This is a genomic window from Arthrobacter sp. B1I2 (genome assembly GCF_030816485.1).
GTDB lineage: Bacteria > Actinomycetota > Actinomycetes > Actinomycetales > Micrococcaceae > Arthrobacter.
The window spans coordinates 3,020,884-3,046,228 of record NZ_JAUSYC010000001.1 but is presented as its reverse complement, the minus strand read 5'-3'; the positions used below and the strand labels follow the sequence as shown (position 1 = coordinate 3,046,228).

Annotated in this window: 26 protein-coding genes and 1 riboswitch; of the genes, 8 read left to right on the top strand and 18 right to left on the bottom strand. The window is 65.2% G+C overall.

Annotated elements, in window-relative coordinates; translation table 11 throughout:
• The first annotated feature begins 78 nt into the window (after positions 1-78).
• Positions 79-2,091: a M3 family metallopeptidase gene (locus QFZ57_RS14225; protein WP_306900685.1), complete on the top strand. Its 2,013-nt coding sequence runs from the start codon at positions 79-81 to the stop codon at positions 2,089-2,091.
• A 120-nt stretch (positions 2,092-2,211) separates the two neighbouring features.
• Here the strand turns inward: QFZ57_RS14225 and pdxS are convergent, their stop codons facing one another.
• The 6 genes from pdxS to QFZ57_RS14195 form a co-directional block, all read right to left on the bottom strand.
• Positions 2,212-3,138 carry a pyridoxal 5'-phosphate synthase lyase subunit PdxS gene (pdxS, locus tag QFZ57_RS14220; protein WP_142122051.1) on the bottom strand — a complete coding sequence of 309 codons (927 nt, stop codon included), beginning with the start codon at positions 3,136-3,138 and terminating at the stop codon, positions 2,212-2,214.
• A gap of 138 nt (positions 3,139-3,276) precedes the next feature.
• Positions 3,277-3,900, bottom strand: coding sequence for a phosphatidylinositol phosphate synthase (gene pgsA / locus QFZ57_RS14215; protein WP_306900684.1), 624 nt, complete (start codon positions 3,898-3,900; stop codon positions 3,277-3,279).
• Complete coding sequence (locus QFZ57_RS14210) at positions 3,890-4,477, bottom strand: HIT family protein (RefSeq protein WP_306900683.1); 588 nt, start codon at positions 4,475-4,477, stop codon at positions 3,890-3,892. Before QFZ57_RS14210 ends, pgsA begins: the two co-directional genes overlap by 11 nt.
• An 18-nt stretch (positions 4,478-4,495) precedes the next feature.
• Entirely contained in the window at positions 4,496-6,505 is a 2,010-nt protein-coding gene (gene thrS / locus QFZ57_RS14205; protein WP_306631008.1) for a threonine--tRNA ligase, read from the bottom strand.
• A 128-nt stretch (positions 6,506-6,633) separates the two neighbouring features.
• Complete coding sequence (locus tag QFZ57_RS14200; protein WP_306900682.1) at positions 6,634-10,125, bottom strand: DNA polymerase III subunit alpha; 3,492 nt, start codon at positions 10,123-10,125, stop codon at positions 6,634-6,636.
• Complete coding sequence (locus QFZ57_RS14195; RefSeq protein ID WP_306900681.1) at positions 10,122-10,469, bottom strand: DUF6504 family protein; 348 nt, start codon at positions 10,467-10,469, stop codon at positions 10,122-10,124. The genes QFZ57_RS14200 and QFZ57_RS14195 overlap by 4 nt, the downstream gene beginning before the upstream one ends.
• Before the next feature lie 132 nt (positions 10,470-10,601).
• Here QFZ57_RS14195 and QFZ57_RS14190 point away from each other — a divergent pair, with 132 nt between their 5' ends.
• Positions 10,602-10,991: a hypothetical protein gene (locus QFZ57_RS14190; RefSeq protein ID WP_306631006.1), complete on the top strand. Its 390-nt coding sequence runs from the start codon at positions 10,602-10,604 to the stop codon at positions 10,989-10,991.
• Between the two features lie 27 nt (positions 10,992-11,018).
• Here the strand turns inward: QFZ57_RS14190 and QFZ57_RS14185 are convergent, their stop codons facing one another.
• Complete coding sequence (locus QFZ57_RS14185) at positions 11,019-11,342, bottom strand: chorismate mutase (RefSeq protein ID WP_043454505.1); 324 nt, start codon at positions 11,340-11,342, stop codon at positions 11,019-11,021.
• Between the two features lie 16 nt (positions 11,343-11,358).
• Here QFZ57_RS14185 and QFZ57_RS14180 point away from each other — a divergent pair, with 16 nt between their 5' ends.
• The gene (locus QFZ57_RS14180) at positions 11,359-11,781 is read left to right on the top strand and encodes a VOC family protein (RefSeq protein WP_306900680.1); all 423 of its coding nucleotides are present in this window, start codon (positions 11,359-11,361) and stop codon (positions 11,779-11,781) included.
• Positions 11,782-11,805: 24 nt separating this feature from the next.
• Here the strand turns inward: QFZ57_RS14180 and QFZ57_RS14175 are convergent, their stop codons facing one another.
• A complete protein-coding gene (locus QFZ57_RS14175) occupies positions 11,806-12,567 on the bottom strand; it encodes an SOS response-associated peptidase (RefSeq protein WP_306900678.1) in 762 nt (253 codons plus the stop codon).
• A gap of 133 nt (positions 12,568-12,700) precedes the next feature.
• Here QFZ57_RS14175 and QFZ57_RS14170 point away from each other — a divergent pair, with 133 nt between their 5' ends.
• Positions 12,701-12,958: a mycoredoxin gene (locus QFZ57_RS14170; protein WP_306900677.1), complete on the top strand. Its 258-nt coding sequence runs from the start codon at positions 12,701-12,703 to the stop codon at positions 12,956-12,958.
• A gap of 43 nt (positions 12,959-13,001) precedes the next feature.
• Here the strand turns inward: QFZ57_RS14170 and QFZ57_RS14165 are convergent, their stop codons facing one another.
• From QFZ57_RS14165 to QFZ57_RS14150, 4 genes are all read right to left on the bottom strand, one after another.
• Positions 13,002-13,751: a lipoate--protein ligase family protein gene (locus tag QFZ57_RS14165; RefSeq protein WP_306631002.1), complete on the bottom strand. Its 750-nt coding sequence runs from the start codon at positions 13,749-13,751 to the stop codon at positions 13,002-13,004.
• Between the two features lie 104 nt (positions 13,752-13,855).
• Positions 13,856-15,568 (bottom strand): ABC1 kinase family protein, encoded by a 1,713-nt coding sequence (locus tag QFZ57_RS14160; protein WP_306900675.1) that lies wholly within the window; start codon positions 15,566-15,568, stop codon positions 13,856-13,858.
• A 5-nt stretch (positions 15,569-15,573) separates the two neighbouring features.
• Entirely contained in the window at positions 15,574-16,116 is a 543-nt protein-coding gene (locus QFZ57_RS14155; RefSeq protein WP_306631000.1) for a PadR family transcriptional regulator, read from the bottom strand.
• A gap of 118 nt (positions 16,117-16,234) precedes the next feature.
• Positions 16,235-17,038 (bottom strand): thioesterase family protein, encoded by an 804-nt coding sequence (locus tag QFZ57_RS14150; RefSeq protein ID WP_306630999.1) that lies wholly within the window; start codon positions 17,036-17,038, stop codon positions 16,235-16,237.
• Between the two features lie 161 nt (positions 17,039-17,199).
• Here QFZ57_RS14150 and QFZ57_RS14145 point away from each other — a divergent pair, with 161 nt between their 5' ends.
• Complete coding sequence (locus tag QFZ57_RS14145) at positions 17,200-17,877, top strand: endonuclease/exonuclease/phosphatase family protein (RefSeq protein ID WP_306900674.1); 678 nt, start codon at positions 17,200-17,202, stop codon at positions 17,875-17,877.
• A gap of 26 nt (positions 17,878-17,903) precedes the next feature.
• Here the strand turns inward: QFZ57_RS14145 and QFZ57_RS14140 are convergent, their stop codons facing one another.
• From QFZ57_RS14140 to QFZ57_RS14130, 3 genes are all read right to left on the bottom strand, one after another.
• Positions 17,904-19,685 (bottom strand): glycosyltransferase, encoded by a 1,782-nt coding sequence (locus QFZ57_RS14140; RefSeq protein ID WP_306900673.1) that lies wholly within the window; start codon positions 19,683-19,685, stop codon positions 17,904-17,906.
• A 433-nt stretch (positions 19,686-20,118) separates the two neighbouring features.
• Positions 20,119-20,634: an NUDIX domain-containing protein gene (locus tag QFZ57_RS14135; RefSeq protein WP_306630997.1), complete on the bottom strand. Its 516-nt coding sequence runs from the start codon at positions 20,632-20,634 to the stop codon at positions 20,119-20,121.
• A 63-nt stretch (positions 20,635-20,697) separates the two neighbouring features.
• Entirely contained in the window at positions 20,698-20,889 is a 192-nt protein-coding gene (locus QFZ57_RS14130) for a DUF1918 domain-containing protein (RefSeq protein WP_306900672.1), read from the bottom strand.
• Positions 20,890-20,963: 74 nt separating this feature from the next.
• Between QFZ57_RS14130 and QFZ57_RS14125 the strand changes: the two genes are divergently transcribed.
• Both QFZ57_RS14125 and QFZ57_RS14120 read left to right on the top strand, forming a co-directional pair.
• Positions 20,964-21,470, top strand: coding sequence for a metallophosphoesterase family protein (locus QFZ57_RS14125; RefSeq protein WP_306900671.1), 507 nt, complete (start codon positions 20,964-20,966; stop codon positions 21,468-21,470).
• A gap of 171 nt (positions 21,471-21,641) precedes the next feature.
• Positions 21,642-22,535, top strand: coding sequence for a glucose 1-dehydrogenase (locus QFZ57_RS14120; protein ID WP_306900670.1), 894 nt, complete (start codon positions 21,642-21,644; stop codon positions 22,533-22,535).
• 44 nt (positions 22,536-22,579) lie between these two features.
• Here the strand turns inward: QFZ57_RS14120 and QFZ57_RS14115 are convergent, their stop codons facing one another.
• From QFZ57_RS14115 to QFZ57_RS14105, 3 genes are read right to left on the bottom strand one after another with little or no spacing between them, the layout of a single operon-like run.
• Positions 22,580-23,026, bottom strand: a complete 447-nt coding sequence (locus QFZ57_RS14115) for a DUF1810 domain-containing protein (RefSeq protein WP_306630993.1) — start codon at positions 23,024-23,026, stop codon at positions 22,580-22,582.
• Between the two features lie 24 nt (positions 23,027-23,050).
• Complete coding sequence (locus QFZ57_RS14110; protein ID WP_306900669.1) at positions 23,051-23,581, bottom strand: DNA alkylation repair protein; 531 nt, start codon at positions 23,579-23,581, stop codon at positions 23,051-23,053.
• A complete protein-coding gene (locus tag QFZ57_RS14105; protein ID WP_306630991.1) occupies positions 23,578-23,937 on the bottom strand; it encodes a TraR/DksA family transcriptional regulator in 360 nt (119 codons plus the stop codon). The genes QFZ57_RS14110 and QFZ57_RS14105 overlap by 4 nt, the downstream gene beginning before the upstream one ends.
• A gap of 329 nt (positions 23,938-24,266) precedes the next feature.
• A riboswitch (cyclic di-AMP (ydaO/yuaA leader) is annotated at positions 24,267-24,439 on the top strand.
• A 3-nt stretch (positions 24,440-24,442) separates the two neighbouring features.
• Between QFZ57_RS14105 and QFZ57_RS14100 the strand changes: the two genes are divergently transcribed.
• On the top strand, positions 24,443-25,300 hold the full coding sequence (locus QFZ57_RS14100; protein ID WP_306900668.1) for a LysM peptidoglycan-binding domain-containing protein: 858 nt from the start codon (positions 24,443-24,445) through the stop codon (positions 25,298-25,300).
• Positions 25,301-25,345: the final 45 nt, after the last annotated feature.

Below are 25,345 nucleotides of genomic sequence, written 5' to 3'. Positions count from 1 at the left end.
AATTGTAGGGATGCTTGCTGGGAACACGTGGGATTCCAACTAATTGAGAAGGCTGCCCCGCTGTGAAAGGTTTACCCCATGACGAATCCCCTCCTCGAAGCCAGTCCCCTGCCCTACGGCCTTCCACCTTTCGACGCCGTCACCGTGGAGCAGTACCGGGAAGCCATCCACGCAGGATTGGCTGCGCACCTGGCGGAAATCCAGGCCATCACCAGCAACGCCGAACCTGCCACGTTCGAGAACACGGCTGTGGTGATGGAGCGGTCCGGGCAGTTGCTGAACCGGGCAGCCGCGGCGTTCTTCACCCTGGTGTCGGCGGATGCGTCCAAGCAGATCCGGGAACTCGAAACGGAACTCTCGCCGAGGTTCTCCGCCCATCAGGATGAAGTCTTCCTCAACCGAGCCCTGTTTGACCGCTTTGCCGCCATAGACTCGGGCGGCTGCGATCCCGAGTCCGCCCGGTTGGTGGAGGAATATCTCAAAGAGTTCCGCCAGTCCGGCATCCAGCTGGACGCACCAGGCCAGGAACGGCTGCGCGCCATCAACGCCGACCTGGCCCGCCTGGGCACGGAATTCGGCCAGCGGGTCAAGGAAGGGATGAAGTCCGCCGCACTGCTGCTGGACGACGCCGGCGAGCTGGCAGGCCTGCCGGCCGACGATGTCGCAAGTGCTGCGGAAGCAGCCCGCGCCGCCGGACATGACGGCAAATACCTGCTCACCCTGGTCCAGCCCGGCAACCAGCCGGCCCTGGCCGCGCTCGAGAACCGGGACGTCCGCCGTCGTCTGTTCGAAGCGTCCGTGGCAAGGGGCAGCGACGGCGGCAGCCTGGATGTGCTGGACCTGGCCAAAGAGATGGCCGGGCTGCGGGCGGAGAAGGCCCAGCTGCTGGGGTTCGCCAACTATGCCGAGCTTGTGGCGGACCGCCAGACGGCACCGGACTTTGAAGCAGTCCGCACGATGCTGAACCGGATGGCGCCGGCAGCCATCCGCAACGCCGACGCCGAAGCCGCAGCCCTGGCCGAAATTGCCGGCCATCCGCTGGAAGCATGGGACTGGGCCTACTACTCGGCGAAGGTGCGACGGGAAAAGTACGACGTCGACGAACAGGCACTGCGGCCGTACTTTGAACTGGACCGGACGATTACCGACGGCGTGTTCTTTGCCGCCACGTCCCTGTACGGGATCACCTTCCACGAGCGGACCGACCTCGACGGCTACCACCCGGACGTCCGCATCTGGGAAGTCCGCAACGGGGACGGCACTGGACTGGGGCTGTTCCTGGGCGACTACTACGCGCGTGAATCAAAGCGGGGCGGCGCCTGGATGAACTCGCTCGTGGACGAGTCGGCGCTGTTAGGCAGCCAGCCCGTGGTGATCAATACGCTCAACATCTCCAAGCCGCCCGCCGGCGAGCCAACCCTTCTCAGCCTGGACGAACTGCGCACGCTCTTCCATGAGTTCGGCCACGCACTGCACGGCTTGTTCTCCAAGGTCACCTACCCACGCTTTTCCGGCACGGCGGTTCCGAGGGATTTCGTGGAGTACCCGTCACAGGTCAACGAAATGTGGATCATGTGGCCCGGGGTTCTGTCCAACTACGCACGCCATTACATCACCGGCGAGCCGCTTCGGCAGGACATCGTGGACCGCCTCAACGAGTCCCGGCTCTGGGGCGAAGGTTTTGCCACTGCCGAGTACCTGGGTGCGGCCCTGCTGGACCTCGCCTGGCACTCCTTGGAGCCGGCGGACGTGCCGGACGACGCATTGGAGTTTGAGGCAAAGGCCCTCGCTGCCGCGGGGATTGCCCACCCGCTGATCCCGCCCCGGTACCGGACCGGCTATTTCCAGCACATTTTCGCGGGCGCAGGTTACGCGGCCGGCTACTACTCCTACATCTGGAGCGAGGTGCTGGACGCGGACACGGTGGACTGGTTCAGTGAAAACGGCGGCCTGACCCGTGCCAACGGTGAACGCTTCCGCCAGGAGCTCCTGTCCCGCGGAAACAGCCGCGACCCCCTGGAGTCCTTCAGGATCCTGCGTGGCCGCGAAGCGCACCTGGACCCCCTGCTGAAGCGCCGCGGCCTGGAGTAACCCCTGGACCCCGATTAAAGAAGAACGACGCCGGTCCCCCACCTGAAGAAGGTGAGGAACCGGCGTCGTCAGTTACAACAGAGAGGATCGCGCCGCCCGGCGCCCCCAAGGAGGCGAGAATTACCAGCCGCGCTCGGCGAGGCGGTGCGGCTGGGGGATCTCGTCGACGTTGATGCCCACCATGGCTTCGCCCAGGCCGCGGGAGGCCTTGGCGATGACGTCGGGGTCGTCGAAGAAGGTAGTGGCCTTGACGACCGCGGCGGCGCGCTGGGCAGGGTTGCCGGACTTGAAGATGCCGGATCCGACGAAGACACCGTCGGCGCCGAGCTGCATCATCATGGCCGCGTCAGCAGGGGTGGCGATGCCGCCGGCAGTGAACAGGACCACCGGGAGCTTGCCGGCAGCGGCAACTTCCTTGACCAGTTCGTACGGGGCCTGCAGTTCCTTGGCTGCGACGTACAGCTCGTCCTCGGGCAGGGAGGACAGCCGGGCAATCTCAGAGCGGATCTTGCGCATGTGCCCGGTGGCATTGGAGACGTCGCCGGTGCCGGCTTCGCCCTTGGACCGGATCATGGCCGCGCCCTCGTTGATGCGGCGCAGGGCCTCACCGAGGTTGGTGGCGCCGCAAACGAAGGGAACCTTGAAGTTCCACTTGTCGATGTGGTTGATGTAGTCGGCCGGGGTCAGGACCTCGGACTCGTCAATGTAGTCGACACCAAGGGACTGCAGGATCTGGGCCTCGACGAAGTGGCCGATGCGGGCCTTGGCCATGACTGGAATGGAGACGGCGTCGATGATCTGGTCGATCATGTCCGGATCGGACATCCGGGACACGCCGCCCTGGGCGCGGATATCGGCCGGAACACGCTCCAGCGCCATGACCGCCACGGCACCGGCGTCTTCGGCGATGCGGGCCTGTTCGACGTTGACGACGTCCATGATGACGCCGCCTTTGAGCATCTCGGCCATGCCACGCTTCACGCGGCTGCTGCCCGTGACGCTGTTCGCGGACGAACCGGCCTCGTTGCTTACATCAGGTGTAGACACAAAAACCCCTATGGGTAGCTAGATGATCTTCGCCGGGCATGCGGCGGCTGGTGCCGGACGTGCACGCACGGATTGCCGGGTCCATTGACCGGGCAATCTTTATACTAGTCCCCCGCCGCCCGGCCGGCTTAATCATGCTTAATCCGCCGGCGACGTCTCCGCCAACGCCTGCCGGCGCACGGAGACAACGCGCTGCACCACGGTTATGAGGCTGGCCGCTGCCAGGAGAACCAGCGTTGCCAGGAGCACCACCGGCGGGAGCCCAAGGCCGGTCAGACCGGTGACCACCAGGACAGATACCAGGCGTTCGGCCCGCTCCGCGATCCCGACATTGGCCGTGAAGCCCAGTGACTCCGCCTTGGCCCTGGCGTATGAGACAACCATGCCCAGGACAAGGCAGAGCAGGGCTGACACAGCGATGGCCGTGTTGTTGCCGCCGGTGAAGAACCATACGGACACACCTGCGAAGAGGGCGCCGTCGGCAATCCGGTCCAGGGTGGAGTCAAGGAAGTTTCCCCAGCGGCTCTTCACGCCCTGCATCCGGGCCATGATGCCGTCCAGGACGTCGGAGAAGATGAAAGCGGTGATGAAGAGCGTGCCCCAAAAGAGCTGCCCCAGCGGGTAGAAGACCAGGGCTCCCGCCGCAACCCCTGCGGTACCGAGGATGGTCACCGCGTCAGGCGAGACCCCGATCTTCAGGAGGCAGCGGGCCAGCGGCGTAAACAGCGCGGTGAAGAAGCCGCGGGCATGCCTATTCAGCATTCGACTCCCCGGGCCAGGCGTCAGCCACCTGCTGCCGGACCTCATCGAGGGTCTGGGTGATGGCCTTGGTCTGGGCGATGATGGGGAAGAAGTTGCCGTCACCGCCCCACCGCGGGACGATGTGCTGGTGCAGGTGCGCCGAGATCCCGGCTCCCCCCACTACCCCCTGGTTCATGCCCAGGTTGAAGCCGCCGGGATTGGATACCTTGCGCAGGACCCGCATCGCTGTCTGACTGAGGTCAGCGAATTCCGCTGTTTCTTCAACCGTGAGGTCTGTGTAGTCCGGAATGTGCCGGTACGGGCAGACCAGCAGGTGCCCCGGGTTGTAAGGGAAAAGGTTCAGCACCACATAGCAGGTCCGGCCGCGGTGGACGATGAGCGCCTCTTCGTCAGTGAGGCCGGGACCCACGCAGAACGGGCAGTCGTTTTCATTCTTGAACTGGTGTTGCCCGCCCTTGATGTAGGCCATGCGGTGCGGAGTCCACAGGCGCTGGAAGGCGTCCGGGACACCGGCGAGGGCAAAGTCGTCGGTAACGCCGGCATCACCTGGATACCCCGTGCCTGTGTTCTCCTGCACTGTGCTGCTTCCGTTCGGTTAGCTGGTCCGGTTACGGACGGCTTCGGTGATCCGCTTGACGGCTTCCGACACGGGCACGCCGTTGTCCTGGCTTCCGTCCCGGAAACGGAATGAAACGGCGCCCGCCTCGGCGTCGTCACCGCCCGCGATCAGCACGAACGGGATCTTGTCCTTGCTGGCGGTGCGGATCTTCTTGGGGAACCGGTCTGAGGACGTATCCACCTCGGCCCGGATGCCCGCCGCCTTAAGTTGATCGACGACGTCGAACATGTACTCGTTGAAGGCCTCCGCTACGGGGATGCCTACCACCTGGACCGGCGCCAGCCACGCGGGGAACGCGCCGGCATAGTGCTCAGTGAGGACGCCCATGAACCGTTCCACCGATCCGAAGAGGGCACGGTGGATCATCACGGGACGCTGGCGGCTGCCGTCGGCGGCCTGGAACTCCAGCTCGAAGCGTTCGGGCAGGTTGAAGTCCAGCTGGATGGTGGACATCTGCCAGGTGCGGCCCAGCGCGTCCTTGGCCTGCACGGAAATCTTGGGGCCGTAGAAGGCGGCTCCGCCCGGATCCGGCACCAGCTCCAGCCCGGATTCCTGCGCAACTTCGGCGAGGGTCCTGGTGGCTTCCTCCCAGGCGGCGTCCTCACCGACGTACTTTTCCGGGTCCTTGGTGGACAGTTCCAGGTAGAAGTCGTTAAGCCCGTAGTCCTTGAGCAGGTCCAGGACGAAGGTCAGGGTCTTGGTGAGTTCGTCCTTCATCTGCTCGCGCGTGCAGTAGATGTGGGCGTCGTCCTGTGTCATGCCGCGTACGCGGGTGAGGCCATGCACCACGCCGGACTTCTCGTACCGGTAGACCGACCCGAATTCGAACAGGCGCAGCGGCAGCTCTCGGTAGGAGCGCCCTCGGGACCGGAAGATGAGGTTGTGCATGGGGCAGTTCATCGGCTTCAGGTAGTAGTCCTGCGCCGGCTTGCGGATGCTGCCGTCTTCGTTGAGTTCCTCATCCACCCGCATCGCGGGGAACATGCCGTCCTTGTACCAGTCCAGGTGGCCGGACACTTCGTAAAGGTGGCCCTTGGTGATGTGCGGGGTGTAGACGAACTCGTAGCCTGCCTCGACGTGCCGCTGGCGGGAGTAGTCCTCCATCTCCTTGCGGATGATGCCGCCCTTGGGGTGGAAGACGGGCAGGCCGGAGCCGAGCTCGTCCGGGAAGGAGAACAGGTCGAGTTCCGAGCCCAGCTTGCGGTGGTCGCGGCGCTCGGCCTCTGCAAGTCGTTCCTGGTAGGCCTTGAGGGCTTCCTTGGTGGGCCAGGCAGTGCCGTAGATGCGCTGCAGCTGCTGGTTCTTCTGGTCACCCAGCCAGTAAGCCGACGACGAACGGGTCAGTGCGAAGGCGTTCGAGATGAGCTTGGTGTTGGGCAGGTGCGGGCCGCGGCAGAGGTCGCACCAGACGGTGGTGCCTTCCTTGCGTTCCACGTTGTCGTAGATGGTGATGTCACCGGCGCCGACCTCGACGTTCACGCCCTCTCCGGCCTCGGCGGCATCGTTCTTCTTTCCCAGCAGTTCGAGCTTGTAGGGCTCGTTCTTCATGGCTTCGCGGGCCTCGTCCTCGCTGACCACGCGGCGGACGAACTTCTGGTTCTGGTTGATGATCTTCTGCATCATCTTTTCGAGGGTTTTGAGGTCCTCGGGCGTGAAGGGTTCGGCAACATCAAAGTCGAAGTAGAACCCGTCGGTGATGTAGGGGCCGATGCCGAGCTTGGCGTCGGGACGCAGCTGCTGCACGGCCTGGGCCATGACGTGGGCGGTGGAGTGGCGCAGGACGTTCAGGCCGTCGGGCGAATCAATGGTGACGCCTTCCACCTCGGCACCTTCGGGAAGTTCCTGGTCCAGGTCCTTCAGTTCGCCGTTAACGCGGGCCACAACAACGTCACGGCGCTCAAAGAAGAGTTCCGCACCGGTTGTCCCGGTAGTCACCTTGGTCTCTTCGCCATCGACGAGAAGGGTGATCTGCTGGGCATCTGACACGGGTGTCTCCTATTCAAAGTTAAGGCTTCATAGCTTGTGGCATACGGGGACCACAGCCAGCCACCGTCAATGCTATCGGTTCCGCCAAGGGCCGACCAACGCGGCACACGGAGGCAGTGGAACAGTGCTCACCCGTTAAATCCGGTAATCGCGAGCGTCCTGCTGATGCCGTCCAGGGGATGTGGGCCCTCCTGGTCAGCCGCCGGTGCGGACGCCGGGAAGGGCAAAGTCTCCGTCCGGCTCAGGTCCCAGGCCATGCTCGCACTCAGGCTGATCCCCCGAGGGCCGGTCCTTCGGGTGGTGCCGCGGATCAGCAGGAGGCGTGTTCCGAACAGGAGCGGCCCTGCACTTTCCTGGGCCTCGTGGAAGAAGACCGAATCCACGCAGCCGGTGCCGTCGTCGATGCTGATGAACACCACCCTCCTGCCGCCGCGCATGGGAGGAGTCTGGGTGGCCACCCGCACTCCTGCCACCAGAACTTCGGTCCCGTTGCGCAGGCTGAGGAGTTTATCCGCAGTGGTGACGCCCAGCCTATCCAGCAGTGGCCGGTGGCTGTCCATCAGGTGGGTGCTGACATCGACGGCCATGAGGTCGAGTTCTGCCCGGACGTTTTCCACCAGGGTGGGGGCGGGAAGCCCGGGTTTGAGGTTGCGCAGTTCAATGTCGCCCAGGGGAAGGGACAGCTGTCCCTCCAGCACTTCAATACCCTTGCGTGCGCCATTGGCGGACTGGAGCTGCTGCAGGTGGTGCACAAGGTCTGCCCGGTTTGCTGCTCCCCCGGCTTCCCGGTGCAGTGAGTCAAAGGCCCCAAGCTGTGCGAGGCGCCTGATGCTTGGCTTGGTGAGCCGCGAGCGCGCGCGGAGGTCTGCCAGTGAGTCGTACGGCTGGCCGGCGACTATGCGCTTCAATTCGGCAGCTGACAACCCGTAGATCCCGTTCAGGCTCAGCCGGATCCCCAGCCTGCCTGCGTCCTTCCCGGACTCGATCCGCTCCACCCTGTATTCGGCTGTGCTCCGGTTGATGTCCAGCGGAAGGATGGGTATGCCCAGCCTGCGGGCTTCGGCAACCAGCAGTCGTTTGGGATACATCCCGGGGTCGTGCTCCCACAGGCCGGCAAGGAAGGCTTCAGGATGGTGCGTCTTCAGCCAGGCGGACTGGTAGGTGGGAACGGCAAAAGCAGCACCATGGGCTTTGCAGAAGCCGAAACTGGCGAAGGACTTCAAAGTCCCCCATACCTTGTCCACCACTTCTGGGGTGTAACCCCTGGCTTTGGCGTTGCGCCGGAAGTACTCCTCCACCTGCGCTTCACCGGATTCATTGCTTAACGCCCTGCGGAACTCGTCGGCTTTTGCCAGCCCGCAGCCGGTCATGATGTCGAGGGTTTTCAGGATCTGTTCGTGGAAAACCGTTACCCCATGGGTTTCCTGCAGCACCGGTTTGAGGTCCGGGTGGGGGTAGACCTCAGGGGAGAACCCGTGCCGGTGTTCCAGGAAGGGCCGCACCATGTCGGATTTCATGGGCCCTGGACGGAACAGCGAAATATCGATGATGAGGTCGTTGAACTCCCGTGGCGCCATTTTGCCTATCAGTTCGCGCTGACCCGGAGATTCAATCTGGAAGCAGCCCAGGGTGTGGGTGCTTCTGATCAGTTCGTAGGTGGCTTCGTCGTCAAGGGGGACTGCGTTCAGGTCGATCCTGCCGTCCCCGGCTATGTAGTCAGGCCCTGTGCCGTCAGGACCTGCCGGATGTCCGCCTGCTGCCACTACATCCTTTTTGGTGGGGTGGATGCGGATGATCTCGCGGACTGCGAAGGCCATGGCGCTTTGCATGCGCACCCCCAGGACATCGAGCTTGAGCATGCCCATGGGGTCCATGTCGTGTTTGTCGAACTGGCTCATGGGCAGCCCGAGTCCGCTTGGCTGCACCGGTGTGCGGTCCAGGAGCGTGGCATCGCCCAGGATCACGCCGCACGGGTGCATGGAGATGTGGCGGGGCAGCCGGTCGAGGCGTTCGGTCAGGTCCACCAACAGGTCAAGCTGCTGGTTCCCTTCGGTGTCGCGCTGCTCCACCCGGCCCGCGAACTCCCGGAGTTCGGGTTTTTCCTGCAGGGCCTCACGGAACTTTCGGGCGGAAAAGCGCCACAGCTGTTTGGCGATCTCCCCCACCTCGCCGTCGTCCATGCCCAGCGCCAGCCCGGCGTCGCGCACCGCCCCCCGTGCCCGGTACCCGTTCTGCATGCTCATCAGGGTGACCCGTTCCGAGCCAAATCGTTCAAAAATCCTGCGGTAAACGTTGTGGCGTTCCGCGCTTTCGACATCAATGTCAATGTCCGGCAGCGTGGCGCGGTCGTTGGAGAGGAACCGTTCAAAGATCAGGTCATGCTTGAGTGGATCTACATGGCTGACGTCAATCAGGTAATTGACCAGGCTGGAGGCCCCGGACCCCCTGGCCGCCGCCCTGACCCCCATGTCCTGGATCATCCGGGAAACCTCCGCCACCGTCAGGAAGTAGGAGGAGAAACCAAGGTTCCGGATGATCCGAAGCTCATGATCCAGCCTCCCCAGCATGTCCTGTTCATGCCTGCCGGTGATCCCCGGGAACCGCCTGCCGATTCCTGAATGGCAGCGCTGGATGAGTTCGGCGTGCGGATCCTGGCTGATGCCGATGACTGAGGCCTCCGGAACCACCGGCTGCTTCCACCCCATATCGGCGGTGGGGTCGATCCGGCAGAGGTCGGCGAGCGCCTCGGTTTGCGCCATGAGCTGCTTGAGGTCTGCGGCACCATACCCGGCAGCGGAAATGATTTCCCTGCCGAGCCCCAGCATCTGTTCTCCTGTTTTCAGCCACCCCTGGCCGGTGGGCTGCAGGAGCGGTTCCCCTGCCAGTTCCGGCAGTGACTTCAGCGTCCGGGCAGAGTCCAGGACGTCGGCGGTTGGTGCGCCGTCGGCGGCGCAGTACCTGACGGCGTTGCTGAGAATCGCGGGTACACGGTGTTCCTCTGCGAGCCTGAGCATGCGCACGGCATGGGCGGTGCTGAATGGCGTCCCGGGTGCGCTGAGCTGGGAGACGACTTCGGCCACCACCGTTCCAGCGGGCATGGCATCCAGCCACTGTTTGAAAAGGGTCCGGGGACGCAGGTACCGCCTGCCACCCATGGCCCGTCCGACGTCGGAGTCCGGTCCAAGCAGGACGGTCAGCACCGGCTTGAGGGTGTGGGGGTCAAGGGTGCGGGAGGCGAGTTCGGCGCGGGTGACTGCAGCGGGCACCGCTCCCCCGGCCTTCCCGGATGTACGGGCATGGGCGTCGGAAACCAGCCGGCACAGAGCGCGGTACCCGGCACCGTTGTTGTGGCCGCGTGCCAGCACCACCACCCGGCCGGATACCTGCGTGCGGTGATCGCCGTCGTCGTCAAATACCGCAAGGTCCACTCCCACAATGGGGTCGATGCCTGCCGCCATACAAGCCTTGAGGTGCTTGATGGTGCCGTACAGGCCGTCCCGGTCGGTGCAGGCGAGGGCGGTGGCACCGTCGGCTGCGGCCGCCATTGCCAATTCTTCAGGCCAGGAGACGCCGTAGTGGGCGCTGAATGCCGTGGAAACGTGGAGGTGGGTAAAGCTCATGCTGTTCTGGTGCGCAGGGCGTCATGGATCCGCAACAGCCGCCAACGGCCGCTGCGGATATGGCGCGTCAGGTCAAGGGTGAGAGGTTCTGCGCCGGCAGGTTCTCCGGCTCCGGGGCGGGACGGCGCCTGGGCGGGCAGCACCTGGACCCGCCAGATTTCGTGGTCAACCACGCCGGGACCGCTTCCCAGGGGGGCCCTGCTGTCCTCGGCCCACCATTGCCGGCGTTCATACCACCGGACGGGCTCGGCGCAGACTGTGTAGGACTTGCCTGCCCACGTCAAGGCTTCAGGCTGCCCGGCAGCGGAACACACCACGTCAACGGACTCGCTGAACATGCCCACGTGCGCCTCCCGGACGGTACTTCCTTTGACGGGTATTCGAATATATATTCGAACGAAATCAGTCTACGCCGGGCCGGCAGCAAAACATAGGCGGGGGTGGACGGAGCGTGCGGCAGGGAGCAGGATGTTGGCATGAGCACCGATGACGCACTCCTGAAGCAGGCAAGCATCAAAACCCAGGACTCCACCCTCGTCGCAAGGTTCGACATCGACGGCGCCATTCCGGATTCCGGCGCCTATGTAGTGGGACTGATGGGAGCCTCTCCCGACTATTCCCAACAACGGCGGCTGTGCATCGAGTTCATGAACGGGGAGGCAATCGCCTGCTACTCGTTCAACCGGGACCAGGGAATCGAGGAGGATTACGACCTGTCCGGGGTTTCACACTCGGAAAACAGCATCACCGGAAGCTTTCCCGCCACGGCCCTGACCGGGCTCGGGCAGGGGCACGTCCTGTCAGCCTTCAGCGAGGCGGACGGACGGGAGTTCCAGCACGGAGTACCGGTGGAGGAAACCCTTTAGGGCTCCTCCACCGGCTCCTGGAACTTGTCAGCTGTTTTCTTTGTGGATCTTCAGTTCAAGTTCAATGAACCCGGAGATCATCGCCCGGTAGGTTGATTCGACGATGTCCGGGTCGATGTCCTTCTTCTCTGCGGCCGACCGGACGTGCTCGATGATCCGCTCCACCCGGCCAGGCGCACGCACCTCGGCGTCATCACCCTTGAGCGTCCCGGCGATCCTGATCAGCCGTTCGCGGCGGGCGATGAGGGTGACGATCTGCTCATCCACCTCGTCAACGGCAACCCGAACGGCAGCGAGCTGTTCCTTGTCGGCCCGGGCATCCCTATCGTTTCCTTGAATTGTCGCCATCATCTGACAGTATCGAAGCATGGAGCCCAGAGTCGACTTTATCTCCCTCGGAGTCCGCAATGTTCAGGAATCGCGCGCCTTTTACATTGATGGCCTCGGGTGGCCGGTCCACCGCGAGGTTGCCGGGGAGGTGCTGTTCATCCAGGTGAACCACGGCCTGGTGCTCTCCCTCTGGGATGCACGCCAGATGCAGGCTGAGGCAGGCACCACCCCGCCGGCAGGCATCCCCTGCATCACTCTCAGCCACAACCTCCGAAGCCCCGCGGAGGTTGACAGGGTCATGGAAGAGGCTGCGGCGGCAGGCGCTGCCATCATTGCCGAGCCGGTTACCCAGCCGTGGGGCGGCTACACCGGGTATTTTGCCGACCCCGACGGCTTTCGCTGGGAAGTGGCCTACAACCCCACCTGGGCAGTGGACGACGCCGGCACCGTCACCGTGTGACACCCGCACCTTTGGCGGCGGCTGCTAGAACAGGGCTTCCACCGGGCGGATCAGTTCGGGACCGTTGTTGCGGACGTTGCCCACTTCCCTGCCCACGGAAACAACCCGCCAGTCGGCGGCGGCATTTTTGACCCCGGACCGCACCAGGTCCACGAGTCCGGCGGCGTCATCCGCCTGCGGGTCCAGCCAGGCTTCCATGGTTGCCCTGTCCATGGGCAGGGGCACCCTGTCGTGCAGCTCCGTCAGCTTCCCGAAAATGGTGGATTCAGTCCCTGCCGGGGGCGTGTCTGCCGTGAGGATGGACGTGGACAGCAGCCAGCGTCCCGGCTCCCCTTCGGGAACAGATGGGTCCTTCCACCACTCGTAGAGGCCTGCGAACACCAGCCCGTGGTCCTGGCCCGGGTGCACATAGTAGGGCTGTTTGGACTTCCCAGGGCCCTGCTTCCATTCGTAGTAGCCGTCAGCCGGCACGGCGCAACGGCGGGACTGTACGGCCTTCCGGAACGCCGGCTTCTCCAGCACGGATTCGCTCCGGGCGTTGATCATGCGGGAGCCGATTCCGGGATCTTTTGCCCAGGACGGGACCAGGCCCCAGCGCGCCACGTGCAGCTGGCGTACCTGCCGGGGCGCGGCATCGTCATCGACCAGGCGCTCCAGCACGATGGGGACAGCATCGGTAGGGGCCACATTCCACGACGGCGGGATGCTCACCTCTTCCTCAAGCTCGGCGTCAAACTCGGCCAGGAGGTCCCCCACGGCACGTGCCATTACGTAGCGTCCACACATGGCACCAGCTTGCCACCGCCCGCCACATACTGTCATCCAGGCACCAGGGCGGGCCTGCAACACCGGGGAATACCGGCGGCCACGCTACGGTTGACGGTAAGGAAACCTTTCAAGCGACGTATAGGAGATCCCTGTGGACTTCACTCCCGAATCCGGCACCATCACCATGTTCTCCACCACCTGGTGCGGCTACTGCAACCGGCTGAAGAAGCAGCTGGATGCGCAGGGCATCGGCTACACGGAAATCAACATCGAAGAGGTGGACGGCACCGCCGAACTCGTGGAGCGGCTGAACGGCGGCAACCGGACCGTCCCCACGGTACTCTTCCCGGACGGCTCCGCAGCCACCAACCCATCAGCTGCCGAGGTCAAGAGCCGCCTGGCTGCCTGACCGGCCCCCGGCACACACGGCACCGCGCCGGAACTGATGCGGGTCATGCCCCCAGGCTGCTGAAGGAAGCAGTTTCCAGGGTGGCATGGCCCGCATATGTGTCCAGGAGGGCCTGCTCCACTGCTGCCACATCCAGGCCGGGCACCAGGTCATTGGCGGCGCCGGCCGTGGCGGGATCCCAGTCCAGGCCCAGCGCGGCATAGCTGTCGGTAAGGACCTTGCGGATCGGCGCGGAATCCTCCACCACAATGACCGAGCTGAAGAGCCAGCCGCCGGAGACAACCCGCTGCGCGGTACCCACCAGTTTCACCCGCCGGGAGCTGTCCGCCGGGTCCGTTCCATGCACGCTGAATTCCCCGGGACAGTATTCACCCGGGATTTCCCCCACCGCCGCCTGCACCCCAACGCTGCGCAGCGCCTGCGCAAAGAGCCCGCCGAAGTAGCCGAACCGGGTTTTGGACCCGGCGACGGCGTCCGGGTCCGGTTCGATATGGTCCACCACCAGGGTGCCCTGGTGGTATGCGGCGGCGCGTCCTCCTGCCCGGCGGACCAGGGGTTCGAAGCCGTTGTCCCGGCAGGCCTGGGCGGCCGCGTCAAATCCGGGCAACCGGGTGTCCCGCTGCCCGAACGCCACGGTGGGCGCGGGCCGGTAGAGCCGCAGGGTGGGACCAATACCGCCGCCCTTGGCCCGGGCCAGCAGCTCCAGGCCGAATTCGAGGTCGCGGCCCGCGCCCAGGGACACGTCCTGCCGCACCACGGTGAGCGTGCGGAGTTCAGTACCGGTTTGGTGCATTGTTGCAAGACTCCTGTGTTGGGTGCACACGTTCAGTGGTGCCGTGTTCGATGGCTGTGGGCGGACAGGCCATCCCTAGATTACGCCCGACGGCGGCAGCCGTCTTAATGCCCTCGGCGCCCCGCCCACAGGGCATGCAGCAGCGGAACGGACGACGCGGTCATCAGCATGTTGCCGAGCCCCAGGTCGTCGGCGCGGACGATGGCGCCCGCCACCAGCAGGGCACCGAAAACAAGGGCGGAGGCCGAACGACGTCCCGCCCGTTCCAGCCGCGCGGCCTGCCGCTCCAGCCGGGGAACGGCCATCTGCAGTGATCCCTCCTCGAGCCGGCCGGCCAGGGCGTCGAGCCTGCCAGGCAGTCGCAAGGCGATCCCCGCGGCGTCGAAGGCCTGCCGCGCCACGTCCTGTACCACGTTGCCGCGCTGGTTCCGCAGCAGCTGTGCCGCATAGGGTTCCACGGAGTCCCAGAGGTTGAAGCGTTCGTCCAGTGCGCTGCACACGCCGGACGTCAGGGACATGGCGCGGATGATCAGCAGGAAATTCTCCGGCAGCTGGAACGGCAGCGAGCGGACTACATCCCCGAACTCCACCGCGAAATCGCGGAACTCCCGGGGGTCGACTTCACGGAGCTCGGCAAAGCCCATGCCGCCGAAGCGGGCAAAGAGCTGCGTCATGGCGCGCTCCAGGCCCACGCTGTCGGCGGACGGCATCAGGACGCCGACGTCGTTGATCGCCGCCACCAGTCCCTTGCCGTCGCGTGCGGCTGCTGCGATCAGAAGCTTCCGCAGGCCGCTGCGCGTGGACGCAGTAACCTCTCCCATCATGCCGAAGTCGATGAAGGTCAGCTTCCAGGGAAGTTCCCCTGCTTCTGCACGGACGGGGGTGACGAAAATGTTGCCCGGGTGCGGCTCGGCGTGGAAGAAGCCGTTGGTGAAAAGCTGGTCGAACATGATGGAGGCAAAAACCGGGGCAACCGCCGCGGGATCGATCCCGGCGGCGCGGAGCGCGGGCGCATCAGTGATCTTGATGGCCGTGACATCCTCAAGGGTGAGCACGCGGCGGGTTGTCCGTTCCCAAACGACTTCCGGCACTGCCACCCGGTCATCCCCGGCGAAGTCCGCGGCGAAGCGCTCGGCGTTGACTGCCTCGTGCAGGTAGTCAATCTCCTGCAGGCTGATCAGCGCGAATTCCTCCACCAGCGCCGGCATGTCGGCACGGCGGGAGACAAGCCGGACGTGGCTGAGCCAGCCGCCCACCTTCCGCAGGGCGGCAAGGTCGACGTCGACGATGGCGCCGATCCCCGGACGCTGTACTTTCAGGACCACGGCGTCGAGTCCCGTATCCCCGGCGTCCAGGGTGTTCAGGCAGGCCCGGTGGGCCTGGCCCAGCGAGGCGGCCGCGATCGGAAGCTCGTCCACGGCGGCGAACACATGACCCAGGGGCGCACCCAGTTCCTGTGCCGCCAGGGCGGCGATTGCCGGGAAGGCAACCGGCGGGACCTCGTCCTGGAGCCCTTCGAGCTCTTTGGTGATTTCCGGCGGGAGGACGTCGAGCCGGGAAGACAGGAACTGGCCCACCTTGATCATCAGCCCACCGAGTTCCACGGCCAGGTCACGGAACCGCCGGGCAAATTGCTGCATCCGCCGGGAACGTGTCCGTGCGGCGATCCGGCCAAGCCCGATCCGCGGCAGGAACAGCTCGAACCACCAGGTGGCGGCGAGGTTCCAGGCGGCGAAGCGCAGGATCCGCCGGTAGCGCCCGCGGTGCTCCCGGGCCGGGCGCCGCGGGTCAGCCCTGGCCTGGACGGTGGACGCCACCCGCGTCAGTCCTGGGCGAGGATGGCGTAGAGCCGGCGGCGGGCCTCGTCCAGGACTGCCACTGCCTGCTGCACCTGTTCCGGTGAACCGGTACGGCCTACCTGCGCTGCCGCCTGGGCCAGTTCGATCCCGGCCTTGGGAAGGGAGGTGATTCCGGATGCGGCCATGGGGCCTGCCGGATCCCACGGCGCAGCTCCATGGTGGGCTGTTACCTCCTCGCGGCCCGCTTCAGTCAGTGAGTAGATTTTCCGCCCGTTGGATTCCTCGGCGCTGATGGACCCTTCATCGGCCAGCAGCTGCAGCGTGGGGTAGACGGAACCGGCGCTCGGCTTCCAGCTGCCGCCGCTGCGTTCCTCGATCTCGCGGATGATCTGGTAGCCGTGCATGGGCCGCTCCGCGAGGAGGGCAAGCACCGCTGCCCGCACCTCGCCTTTCCCGGCACGGGTTCCCACCCGCTTCTCGAACCGGGAGCGCAACTCCTCGACGGCCTGCCACATGCCGTCCAGATTGTTCCCGCCGAATCCGCCTGCAGGGTATGAAGCACGCATGTTGAACTCCTTTGTCGATCGCGAACGATATACAACGATAGTCAGCGATACATGCCGCGCACCATACCCGGCAGACAACCAGGAGCTGCCGTCCGTGATCTGTGCACTGCAGTTCCGGTCAAGTCCTGCGCAGTGTCAGGATCTGTTCAGCGCGGCCGAACGGGCCCTGCCGGTCGTGCAGCACGGTGGACGTGAGCCCGATCCCGTCACGGCCGAACGACACAGCATTGTCCAGTCCCAGCCACTCCCCTTCGGGGCGCCGGTACATGTGGATCTGCAGGTCAAGGTTGGGGAACGCATAGCTGTCCTTGCCCGGGGGCACCCGGGCAGCGATGCCGTTGGCGGTATCCACCAGCCCCATGAGCCGCGCGAAGTCCCCGCTGTCCGCGCGGTCGGTCAGGGGGTGGTCGGTGCGGAGCCATACTTTCCCGGCACCCGGCCGGTGCCCTTCGGCCACCCTCATTTCAAGGGACCGGATGTAGCCTCCCGGCCAGACGGCGGAGCCATCATAGGGCTTGCATTCGTCCGGGCCGGGTATCGCGGCGTCCTCGACGGCGGCCACCTCACCGGTGTCACTGGTCAGCATTCGCCACCCGGTGGCACGGATCGCGGTCCGGCTTCCGGCCACCAGTTCGGCCTGCACCAGCTCGATGGTCCTGCCGGGCCGCAGCGTTGTGGTGTCAATCCGGAACTCGCCGCCCGGGATCAGACCGAGGATCTCGTAGCTGATCCGGGCCATTCGCATGTCCTCCCGCGGCTGGTGCCGTTCCAGGACATCTGCCATCAGCCCGGAGGCGGGAGCCATGTGCTGTTCGTGGGCGTTCCAGGCACCCTGGGCGTGGATGGTGGACCGGAACCGGCCGCCGCCAAGGTCCATGTAGTAGAAGTTGCCCCCGGCAAGTTCGGGCAGGTCTGCAGTCAAGGCTGGCCCCTTACGGAATCTCAGTGAATTGGCACTAACTCTATCTCCCGGCGCGGAGGGCGGCGCGCTGCGGCAGGCAACGAAATGTTGGCGGGTGCAGGTGGCAATCGGACTAGACTCAGGAACTGGTCCTGTCAGCAACCCTCAAAAAGAGGTGTTTCATGCGCGTCATCAGCTACAACCTCCGCAAACACACAGCCAGTGGCGAGCTTCTCGCGCTGGCACGGAACCATGACATCGATGCGCTGTGCCTCCAGGAAGTGGATTCAAGCGACCTTCCGGAGACCCTGGGCCCCCTGCATTTGGCTGATGCCACCAAGGGCAACCGGCTGGGGCTGGCCATCTACTACCGCACCAGCCGGTTTACGGCACTGGACACGCAGTCCTTCGCCTTGAAGAAATCGATGCATGACCGGGTCCTGGCCCCGGCCCATGAGCGGCTCATCGGCACCCGGCTCATGGACAACGAAACCCAGCACGAGCTGGTAATCGGCTCGTTCCACGCAGCCCCGCTGACGGCGTCGAACTCGCTGCGGAGGAAGCAGATCCACGCAGCCCACGCCGAACTGCTGAGCATGGGCAGTGGCCTGATGACCCTGATGGTGGGCGACTTCAACTACCCGTTCTTCACCAAGAACCTGGACATGCACATGAAGAACTCCGGCTACGCCCTCTCACTTAGCAACAGGCGCACATACACGCGGTACAAGGTGTTCAAGGGCCATTTCGACTTCGCTACGTCACTGGGCCTGGACATTGCCAGCGTGGAAACGCTGCCGCGCGGAAATTCGGACCACCTGCCCATCCTGGTGACCGCAGAGTACGGCGAAGGCTACTAGCCCGCAGACAAGAGTGTTTCTCCTGCTTATGGCGGCGGCAACCGGTAGATACGCGCGTCGGTGTTGCTGAATACGAGCTCTACGCCGTCTTGGGCCCTAAGCCAGTCTTCCAGTTCGGTGGAGTTCCGTTCGGTGCTCTGCCCTTGGAGCTCGAGGCTTGCCTCTGTTGATCGCATGAGCAGCACGAAGGCACCGGCAGGGTTATGCCGGCCGTAGTTGTAGAAGACTGGGCCGCAGGTCGCTGCTGACAGGTCTCGTCGGCACAACTCGTCCATGGTCCGGTACCGGTGCTCCAGGTAGGCGTCGCTTCGCCATGGTGTGGGATGGGCAGCGGAAATGATTGCTGCTCCGTGAGGTGCGAGGCGCTCGACTTCGGCGACGGCGGCCGTCTCATTGTCGGTGAATATGTCGAATTTTGTGTTTCCGAACCTGCTGGTCGCGACCAGCACGGACAGCAACAAGAAAGTGGGCACGAGGCCCAACACGGCCAGGAACGGAAGGCGTGTGCTGCCGTCCTTTGCCAGGAGGATCGAGGACGCCTGCAGGGCGATGAAGGGCAGCGCGAACAGCGAAACGCGGATGAGCATTTCTCCGCCGTATGACTGCATCGGGAAGACCAACAGTGGGGTGACTGCAAGGAGAACCACGCGGACGTCGAGGCGCTTTTTGCGCCAGTCGCGTACCGCCCCTGCCGCGGCGAGGCCCCACAGTACGAGGGTCAGGATCATTCGAACCTGCACCACGAGCGAGTGACCCGGGGTCCCAGTGACGCGGTCAAGGACATTAGCCGCAACCGCACCTTGGAATCCGGCGTCCTCGAGGGGCGGGTGTCCGGTGAGGTATGCACTTGCCGGGTAAATCAGCCAGAGCACAAGCACCACAGCGGTGATCAGGGGCAGCCTGCTGGTCCAGACACGCCCGCTCAGGTTGAGCGCGGTCATGGCAATGAGCATTACGAAGGGCGTCAACTGGTGGCTTGCGCAGATAACCGCGACAAGCAGGAGGGCGACCACGAACGCGCCCACCCGGTGCCCTGGCCGGCACTCCCGGGGCGACCGCCCTCGCCACCAAACCGCCAGATCGGCGGGCCGGAAGCCGCCGAAGGTGCCGGGGTGCGCGGCCAACGGGCCGACGAGCAGGGCGATCACAACGAGGTACAGGAAGAAGGCGAAAGCCTGGGGGGAGAGGTAGTCCTGGTCCTGCCAGTTACCGAGACAGAAAAGCCACAGCACAAGCCAGCGCCGCCGCGGATCAGCGGTCAAGGATCGCGTAAGCACCCCCAGGGCGGCGAGCCACAACCCCACGTTAAGCACCGGAGCCCACAGGGCTATGCTCACCGGTTCGAGACCGGTTGCCTTGATTACCGTGGCCAGGAGGGCAAAGAAGCCCGGCCAATTGAAGTACGCATCAATTTTCGGATCTACTACCTGTGTGCTCGACAGAGCGTCGGCGATTCCAAGGTGTCCGAACGCTACTTCGCCCCGGGGTATGTCGGTTACAAACGCCGCGGTCCCAAATAGCTCCACCACGAGCACCCCGAGGAGCCACGCCATGACTGCGCGGCTCACCGGGCTCCCCGCATTCCCCCGCAGCGCCACGACGAAGGTGATATTAAGTAGCACGAGCCCTATCCAGTACGGGTAGGGCAGTACGGCGACGTGGCCGAGGTCGCTGTTCACGGGGACGGCCACGGTGGAGGCCGCCGCTACAGTGAGCACCAACGACACGAGACCTGCCAGCGCGAACCCCACATCGCGGGGCCTCACGCGTCCCTCGTTGCGGCCGGGGGCATCCACCACACCGATCATGGTGTCTCCTGATTGGGCCGCCGGAGCATGGCCGGGATCCGGGCCCCTGCCGGAACTCTGCCCGGCAGTGCGCCTGGTCTTGATGTTGCACCCGGTGACACGAGAGGAATAGACAACTGGCTCACCAACCTTGCTTCGTTGCACGGATTCATGTTCAGCCAACGGGACGTGCCCCGGAAACGCGACACATCAGAGCTACTACGGTGGGTTGCCCGGTCACCTGCCCAGCAATTCAGCATCCTCGACTTCGCCGTAGCTTGGAGCATCCGGCGTGCACATGCCGGCAGCACCAGTAGGGGGTACCTAATTCCGCGCCGGACATACCTTGAATTGCGACGCGCACTGGCTGCTGTCCTGCATGGAACTGCTCCCCGGAAGTACGAACTGATTCTTCAGTCCACTTTTCAGGGAGCAGTTCAAAACAAGGGCCGGCTTACCAGGGCTCGTCGGTGTCCAGCCGTGCCACCAGGTCCGGCCAGGATGCCGCGAACCCCGGGTGGAGCTCCAGGGAGTCCACCTCAGCCACCGGAATCCAGAGCAGCGCGATGCTTTCAGGATCGCTGATGACAGGCTCGAAGGATTCGCGCACGCGCACTACCACGGTGGTGTAGGACCAGTAGCCGTGGTCCAGGACCGAGGTGAACAGCACTTCCACGCTTTCCGGCGGGACGGCAGCCTCCTCGTGGGCTTCGCGGAGCGCGCCGTCAATTGGTTCCTCGCCCTCATGGAGTGCCCCGCCGGGCAGCCCCCACGTTCCGCCGTTGTGGCTCCACACGGCGCGGTGCTGCAGCAGCACGCCCTTGGCGGGGTCGTAGGCCAGGACGCCGGCCGCGCCGAACCTGCCCCAGTACCGGCCGCGCTCCCCTTCCACCCAGGCGTCGCCCGGGTCCCGGGGACCGGTGCGTGGCGGCGGAGTGGAGGACGTGCTGGCGGACGGAAAGAAATCCATTGCCCCAGTCTGACAGGTGAAGCGCCGGCAGGTGAAGCGGCGGGGGGCATTCCCGCCGGGCCGTCAGGTCCTGGGTCCGTGGTCGACGGCGAAATCACCGCCGGGATACATGACGGTTTCGTGCCCGTCGTCGAAGCGGACAAGGTAGGGCGGGCTTCCGCCCTGGCCGCGAACTTCCAGAATCACGCCGTGCCGGTCCGAAGACCCCACGGTCCTGCCGCGTACGACGATCCGGTCGCCTTGGGCTGCCTCCATGGCAATCACCTCCGAGCCCCCAGATTACGGCCCACGGCTACACCGGAACAGGGCCCTATGGCAGGATGCCCGGTATGCCCTTGAACCTTGTCCTGGTTGCCGATACCCACGTGCCCAAACGCGCCGGGAGCCTGCCCGCCCAGGTGTGGCGCGCCGTCGACGATGCCGACGTGGTGTTCCACGCCGGCGACTGGGTGGAGGCGGGACTGCTGGACGAATTCGAGCGCCGGAGCAAGCGGCTCCTGGGCGTCCACGGCAACAATGACAGCCCGGAACTGCGCCGGCGCCTGCCCGAAACGGCCACGGTGGCCCTTGACGGTGTGCGCTTTGCCATGGTCCACGAGACCGGGCAGGCCAAGGGCCGCGAACTGCGGTGCGACGTGATGTACCCCGACGCCGATGTCCTGGTGTTCGGTCACAGCCATATCCCCTGGGACACGGTGACGCCGAACGGGCTGCGGCTGCTGAACCCGGGGTCCCCCACGGACCGGCGCCGCAAGCCGGCGTGCACCTTCATGGAGGCGGTGGTCGACGCCGGCCGGCTCGCGGAGGTCAGGCTGGTTGAGGTCCACCGCGACTGACCCCGCCAGGCGCTTGGCAGAACTCGCAGTCATTGCCTAGGCTAATAACCGTAAGCATGCTTACCTTTTTGCTGTAAATATGGCTTTACTGCCCTAATTGGCGCGATCGCAGTTTGCTTCACTATCCGGGGCGACGAACCAGCCCGTGTCCGCACGAACAGGAGGACCACCATGACTGACCAGTACACCTTCCGTAATCCCGTGACTGCCTACGAACAGATTTCCCCGCCCAAACAGCACCAGCCCGAGCCGGGGCTTGACGCCGAACTGGAGCCCAAGGCTGACCTGGGCGAAGAAACCTACCGCGGCACCGGCAGGCTGGAAGGCCGCCGGGCGATTGTCACCGGTGCGGACTCCGGCATTGGAGCTGCAACGGCGATTGCCTTTGCAAGGGAAGGCGCCGACGTCGTCCTTTCCTACCTGCCGCAGGAAGAAGAGGACGCCTCGCGCATCGCCGGGATCATTGAAGCGGCAGGCCGCAAGGCGGTCAAGGTGCCGGGTGACCTCAAGGACTCCGCAGTATGCCGGGACCTGGTGGACACGGCGGTTGCCGTCCTGGGCGGAGTGGACATCCTGGTCAACAACGCCGGGAAACAGGTGGCCCAGGAAGACCTGCAGGACATCACCGACGAGCAGTTCGACCACACCCTGAAGACGAACGTCTACGCGATGTTCTGGGTGACCAAGGCCGCCGTGCCGCATATGCCCCCGGGCTCGACCATCATTAACACCACGTCCATCCAGGCCTACAACCCGTCCCCCACCCTGGTGGACTACGCCACCACCAAGGCCAGCATCAACAACTTCACCAAGGGCCTGGCCCAGCAGCTGGCGCCCAAGGGTATCCGGGTGAACGCCGTGGCTCCCGGCCCCATTTGGACGCCCTTGCAGGTCAGCAGCGGCCAGCCAAAGGAGCAACTGCCGGAGTTCGGCCAGTCCACCCCGCTGGGCCGGGCAGGCCAGCCCGCCGAACTGGCCCCCGCCTACGTCTTCCTGGCGTCCCCGGAGTCAAGCTACGTGGTGGGCGAAACGCTGAACGTCAACGGCGGCAGCCCTACGCCCTAGCTGTCCCCACGCGGCAAGCGGCTGGCCCCCGGCGCGCCCGGAGGTCAGCCCGCTTCATCCTGGCCCGCCAGGAGTTCGTCGGTGGCAGGGTCGGGCTCGCCGTTAAAGAACTGGGCCAGGACTGTCTTGAACACTGTTTCTCCGGGTGCCGCCCGGAGAAACAGTGTCATGCAGGAGCGGAGTTTCTTTGCGTCGATGCCGCCAAAAATGTCCTCGGCCGACTGGTCGGCGTGGTTTGCAAGGACCACCGCGCACTCCAGCAGCCGCGGGCCCAGCACGTCGTGGTCCAGGTAGGCCCGGGCTTCAGCCAGTGAGGAGATGGCGTACTTACGCGACATGGCACTCCGTCCCAGCCCGGCGACCTGCGGGAAGATGAACCACATCCAGTGCCCGGCCTTCCTGCCGACCTGCAGCTCCCCCAACGCCTGCTCATAGGTTCCGCCTGTGTTTTGGGCGGCAACAAAGCGCTCAAGATCAAACGGCTCGTTCATGTGGGTCTCCTTGCTTGGTCCGTTTTACGGGGTCAATTCCTTCGTAAGGGCAACAGCCGCCGCCTGCAGCTGGGGGTCCGGGTCCTGCCGCCACCGTGCCAGCACAATGCCGGCCCGCCGCCGCTCACGCTCCCCCATCCCCGCCAGCAGGGGCACCAGGACATCGGTGAGCAGGGGGTCGGTCAGATCCGCTGCCTGGGCTGTGCGGAGGAAGCCTTCCAAACGGGTCAGGTCCGAGTGTTGGAGCAGCCGTACCCGGGACTGCAGCAGCACCACGGCAGCCAGCCGGCGCTCGAAAACAGGACGGGAGCCTGGCCTCGGCTGTCCCCACAGGGCGGAGGCCAGCATGACGGTTCCGTCGCGGTCCAGGTCCTTGAACTTGCGCAGGACGTCGCGTACCGTTCCGCGAACGGCGCCCACGGAGGAACCATAAGAGGCCAGCGCGCCGCCCAGCCGGTTTCCGACGTCGTCCGCCCGGTACCAGGCGCCCTCATTCTGAAGGGTCCGGTCAACGAAATCCGCTGCGGCGGACACGACGTCCGCCGTATCCGTCACCGCGCACGCCCCGAGGAGGCGTGATGGATACAAAACGGCGTCCACGGCCGCGCTTCCAGCCTGCCCTCGGCGATGGGTTCCCCGCACACGGCGCAGGATCCATAGGTTCCACCGGCCAGCCGTGCCAGCGCCGCCTCAATCTGGTCCAGCCCGGCCGAACTTTGCTGCAGGAGCGCCGACGCCTGCGAGAGTTCGAAGGCGATCGTGGCGCCTTCCGGATCGTGTTCGTCGTCGACATTGGAGTCCTGGCGGGCCGAATTCGCTGCGTCGATGTCGGCCCGCAGGGCCGGCAACAGTGCCGCCCGTCGCGCCCGCTCCTCTTCGAGCAGCGCACGGAACCGGTCGAAATCTGGCATGGGGACAGCCTAGCGCGTCAGCCAATACCATCGGGCCCCTGACCAAAGATGCCCCGGTTGGTCACGAACAGGGGCAATGTGCCTGGAGCGTACCTTCGGATTCGAGGCTGAAGGAGGCGGCCGTGTCCGCGTTGTTACCGTTGCCGGGTTCTTTGCCCATCACCCGAGGTCGTCCTGGGAATTACCGTTACATCCAGACGTTTGCGGAATTGAGAGGCGAAGCTCGTATGTTATCCAAATGTGACAATGGCAGTGCAGGTGGGTTATTGTCTTCTGGTGTCCCTCTCAGTCGGGACATTCCCATCAGTATGCCGAGCCCTGCCACTGATCATGGGATTCAACCGCTTTCCAGCTGGCAGGGACGGGGGAACCAAGTTTCCACGGCCACTTGTGGCCTTGGGGTTAAGTCGTTAGCGCTTCCATTCTTCGCGGAGCCGCTTCCGGCCGGGTATCTCCAGCCCGAACCCGACAGCTCACCCCGCAGGCATGGGAGAGGCGATCAACCGTGTCAAAAATTTCCATTTCTGCCCGTCACCGCGCGACTCCGGCCCGCTCCATTGTGCTCGAGGGCCTCGCCGCAACAGCCAAGTCCCAGGCCCGGTCGCTGGGCCGCCCGGCGCTCGCCGTTGCTGCAGCGTCCGGCATTGCCTTTGGCGTCGGCGCCCCGGCCCACGCCGGTGTAACCGGTCCGGACACCACTGAGAACACCAGCGTCCAGGCATACTCCGCACCTGCCGCCCCGGCAGCAGCCCCCGCAGCGGCAGCAGGCAACATCCACACCGTCGTTTCCGGTGACACCCTCGGCGCCATCGCGGCTGCCCACGGCGTCAGCCTCAACGACGTCCTGTCCGCCAATGGCCTGGGACTGTCCTCGGTGATCTTCCCCGGCGACCAGATCCAGATCCCGGGCGCAGGCTACACGGCGGCACCGGCAGCAGCGCCGGCACCGGCCCCTGCAGCTGCACCTGTCCAGGCTGCAGCCGCCACCGCGCCGGCAAACACCGGCATGAACATGTCCTACGCTTCCGCCACCCCGGTGGCAGCCGCCACCGGCACGGGCACCGGTGCCGCCATCCTGGCATCCGCTTACGGCCAGGTCGGCGTGAACCAGGACTGCACCGCCATGGTTGAGAAGGCACTGCGCTCCGTCGGCAAGAGCGTCGGCGACCTTGCCCCCACCCAGTTCTTCCAGTACGGAGCAGTCGTCGGCGCTCCCGCCCCCGGCGACCTGATCATCACCTCCGGCCACGTGGGCGTTTACGCCGGCGACGGCAAGGTTGTCAGCGGCGGCGTCAACGGCTACAGCACGGAGGTTCACTCCATCAGCTGGCTCGGCGGCTACTCCGCGGTTCGCGTGGCCTAGTCTTCGCGACGCTTCGCCACAGCGAAGCTGGCTTCAAACAGGAGG

What these genes read in the sequence shown, in the direction of transcription:
- QFZ57_RS14130 (WP_306900672.1), bottom strand. Translation starts at nt 20,889, where the DNA reads ATGGAGGCAGCCCAAGGCGACCGGATCGTCGTACGCGGCAGGACCGTG.
- QFZ57_RS14140 (WP_306900673.1), bottom strand. Translation starts at nt 19,685, where the DNA reads ATGATCGGTGTGGTGGATGCCCCCGGCCGCAACGAGGGACGCGTGAGG.
- QFZ57_RS14155 (WP_306631000.1), bottom strand. Translation starts at nt 16,116, where the DNA reads ATGCGTGCTTCATACCCTGCAGGCGGATTCGGCGGGAACAATCTGGAC.
- QFZ57_RS14175 (WP_306900678.1), bottom strand. Translation starts at nt 12,567, where the DNA reads ATGTGTGGACGCTACGTAATGGCACGTGCCGTGGGGGACCTCCTGGCC.
- QFZ57_RS14120 (WP_306900670.1), top strand. Translation starts at nt 21,642, where the DNA reads ATGACTGACCAGTACACCTTCCGTAATCCCGTGACTGCCTACGAACAG.
- pgsA (WP_306900684.1), bottom strand. Translation starts at nt 3,900, where the DNA reads ATGCTGAATAGGCATGCCCGCGGCTTCTTCACCGCGCTGTTTACGCCG.
- QFZ57_RS14190 (WP_306631006.1), top strand. Translation starts at nt 10,602, where the DNA reads ATGAGCACCGATGACGCACTCCTGAAGCAGGCAAGCATCAAAACCCAG.
- QFZ57_RS14200 (WP_306900682.1), bottom strand. Translation starts at nt 10,125, where the DNA reads ATGAGCTTTACCCACCTCCACGTTTCCACGGCATTCAGCGCCCACTAC.
- QFZ57_RS14145 (WP_306900674.1), top strand. Translation starts at nt 17,200, where the DNA reads ATGCGCGTCATCAGCTACAACCTCCGCAAACACACAGCCAGTGGCGAG.
- QFZ57_RS14180 (WP_306900680.1), top strand. Translation starts at nt 11,359, where the DNA reads ATGGAGCCCAGAGTCGACTTTATCTCCCTCGGAGTCCGCAATGTTCAG.
- QFZ57_RS14165 (WP_306631002.1), bottom strand. Translation starts at nt 13,751, where the DNA reads ATGCACCAAACCGGTACTGAACTCCGCACGCTCACCGTGGTGCGGCAG.
- QFZ57_RS14115 (WP_306630993.1), bottom strand. Translation starts at nt 23,026, where the DNA reads ATGAACGAGCCGTTTGATCTTGAGCGCTTTGTTGCCGCCCAAAACACA.
- QFZ57_RS14225 (WP_306900685.1), top strand. Translation starts at nt 79, where the DNA reads ATGACGAATCCCCTCCTCGAAGCCAGTCCCCTGCCCTACGGCCTTCCA.
- QFZ57_RS14105 (WP_306630991.1), bottom strand. Translation starts at nt 23,937, where the DNA reads ATGCCAGATTTCGACCGGTTCCGTGCGCTGCTCGAAGAGGAGCGGGCG.
- QFZ57_RS14135 (WP_306630997.1), bottom strand. Translation starts at nt 20,634, where the DNA reads ATGGATTTCTTTCCGTCCGCCAGCACGTCCTCCACTCCGCCGCCACGC.
- QFZ57_RS14185 (WP_043454505.1), bottom strand. Translation starts at nt 11,342, where the DNA reads ATGATGGCGACAATTCAAGGAAACGATAGGGATGCCCGGGCCGACAAG.
- QFZ57_RS14125 (WP_306900671.1), top strand. Translation starts at nt 20,964, where the DNA reads ATGCCCTTGAACCTTGTCCTGGTTGCCGATACCCACGTGCCCAAACGC.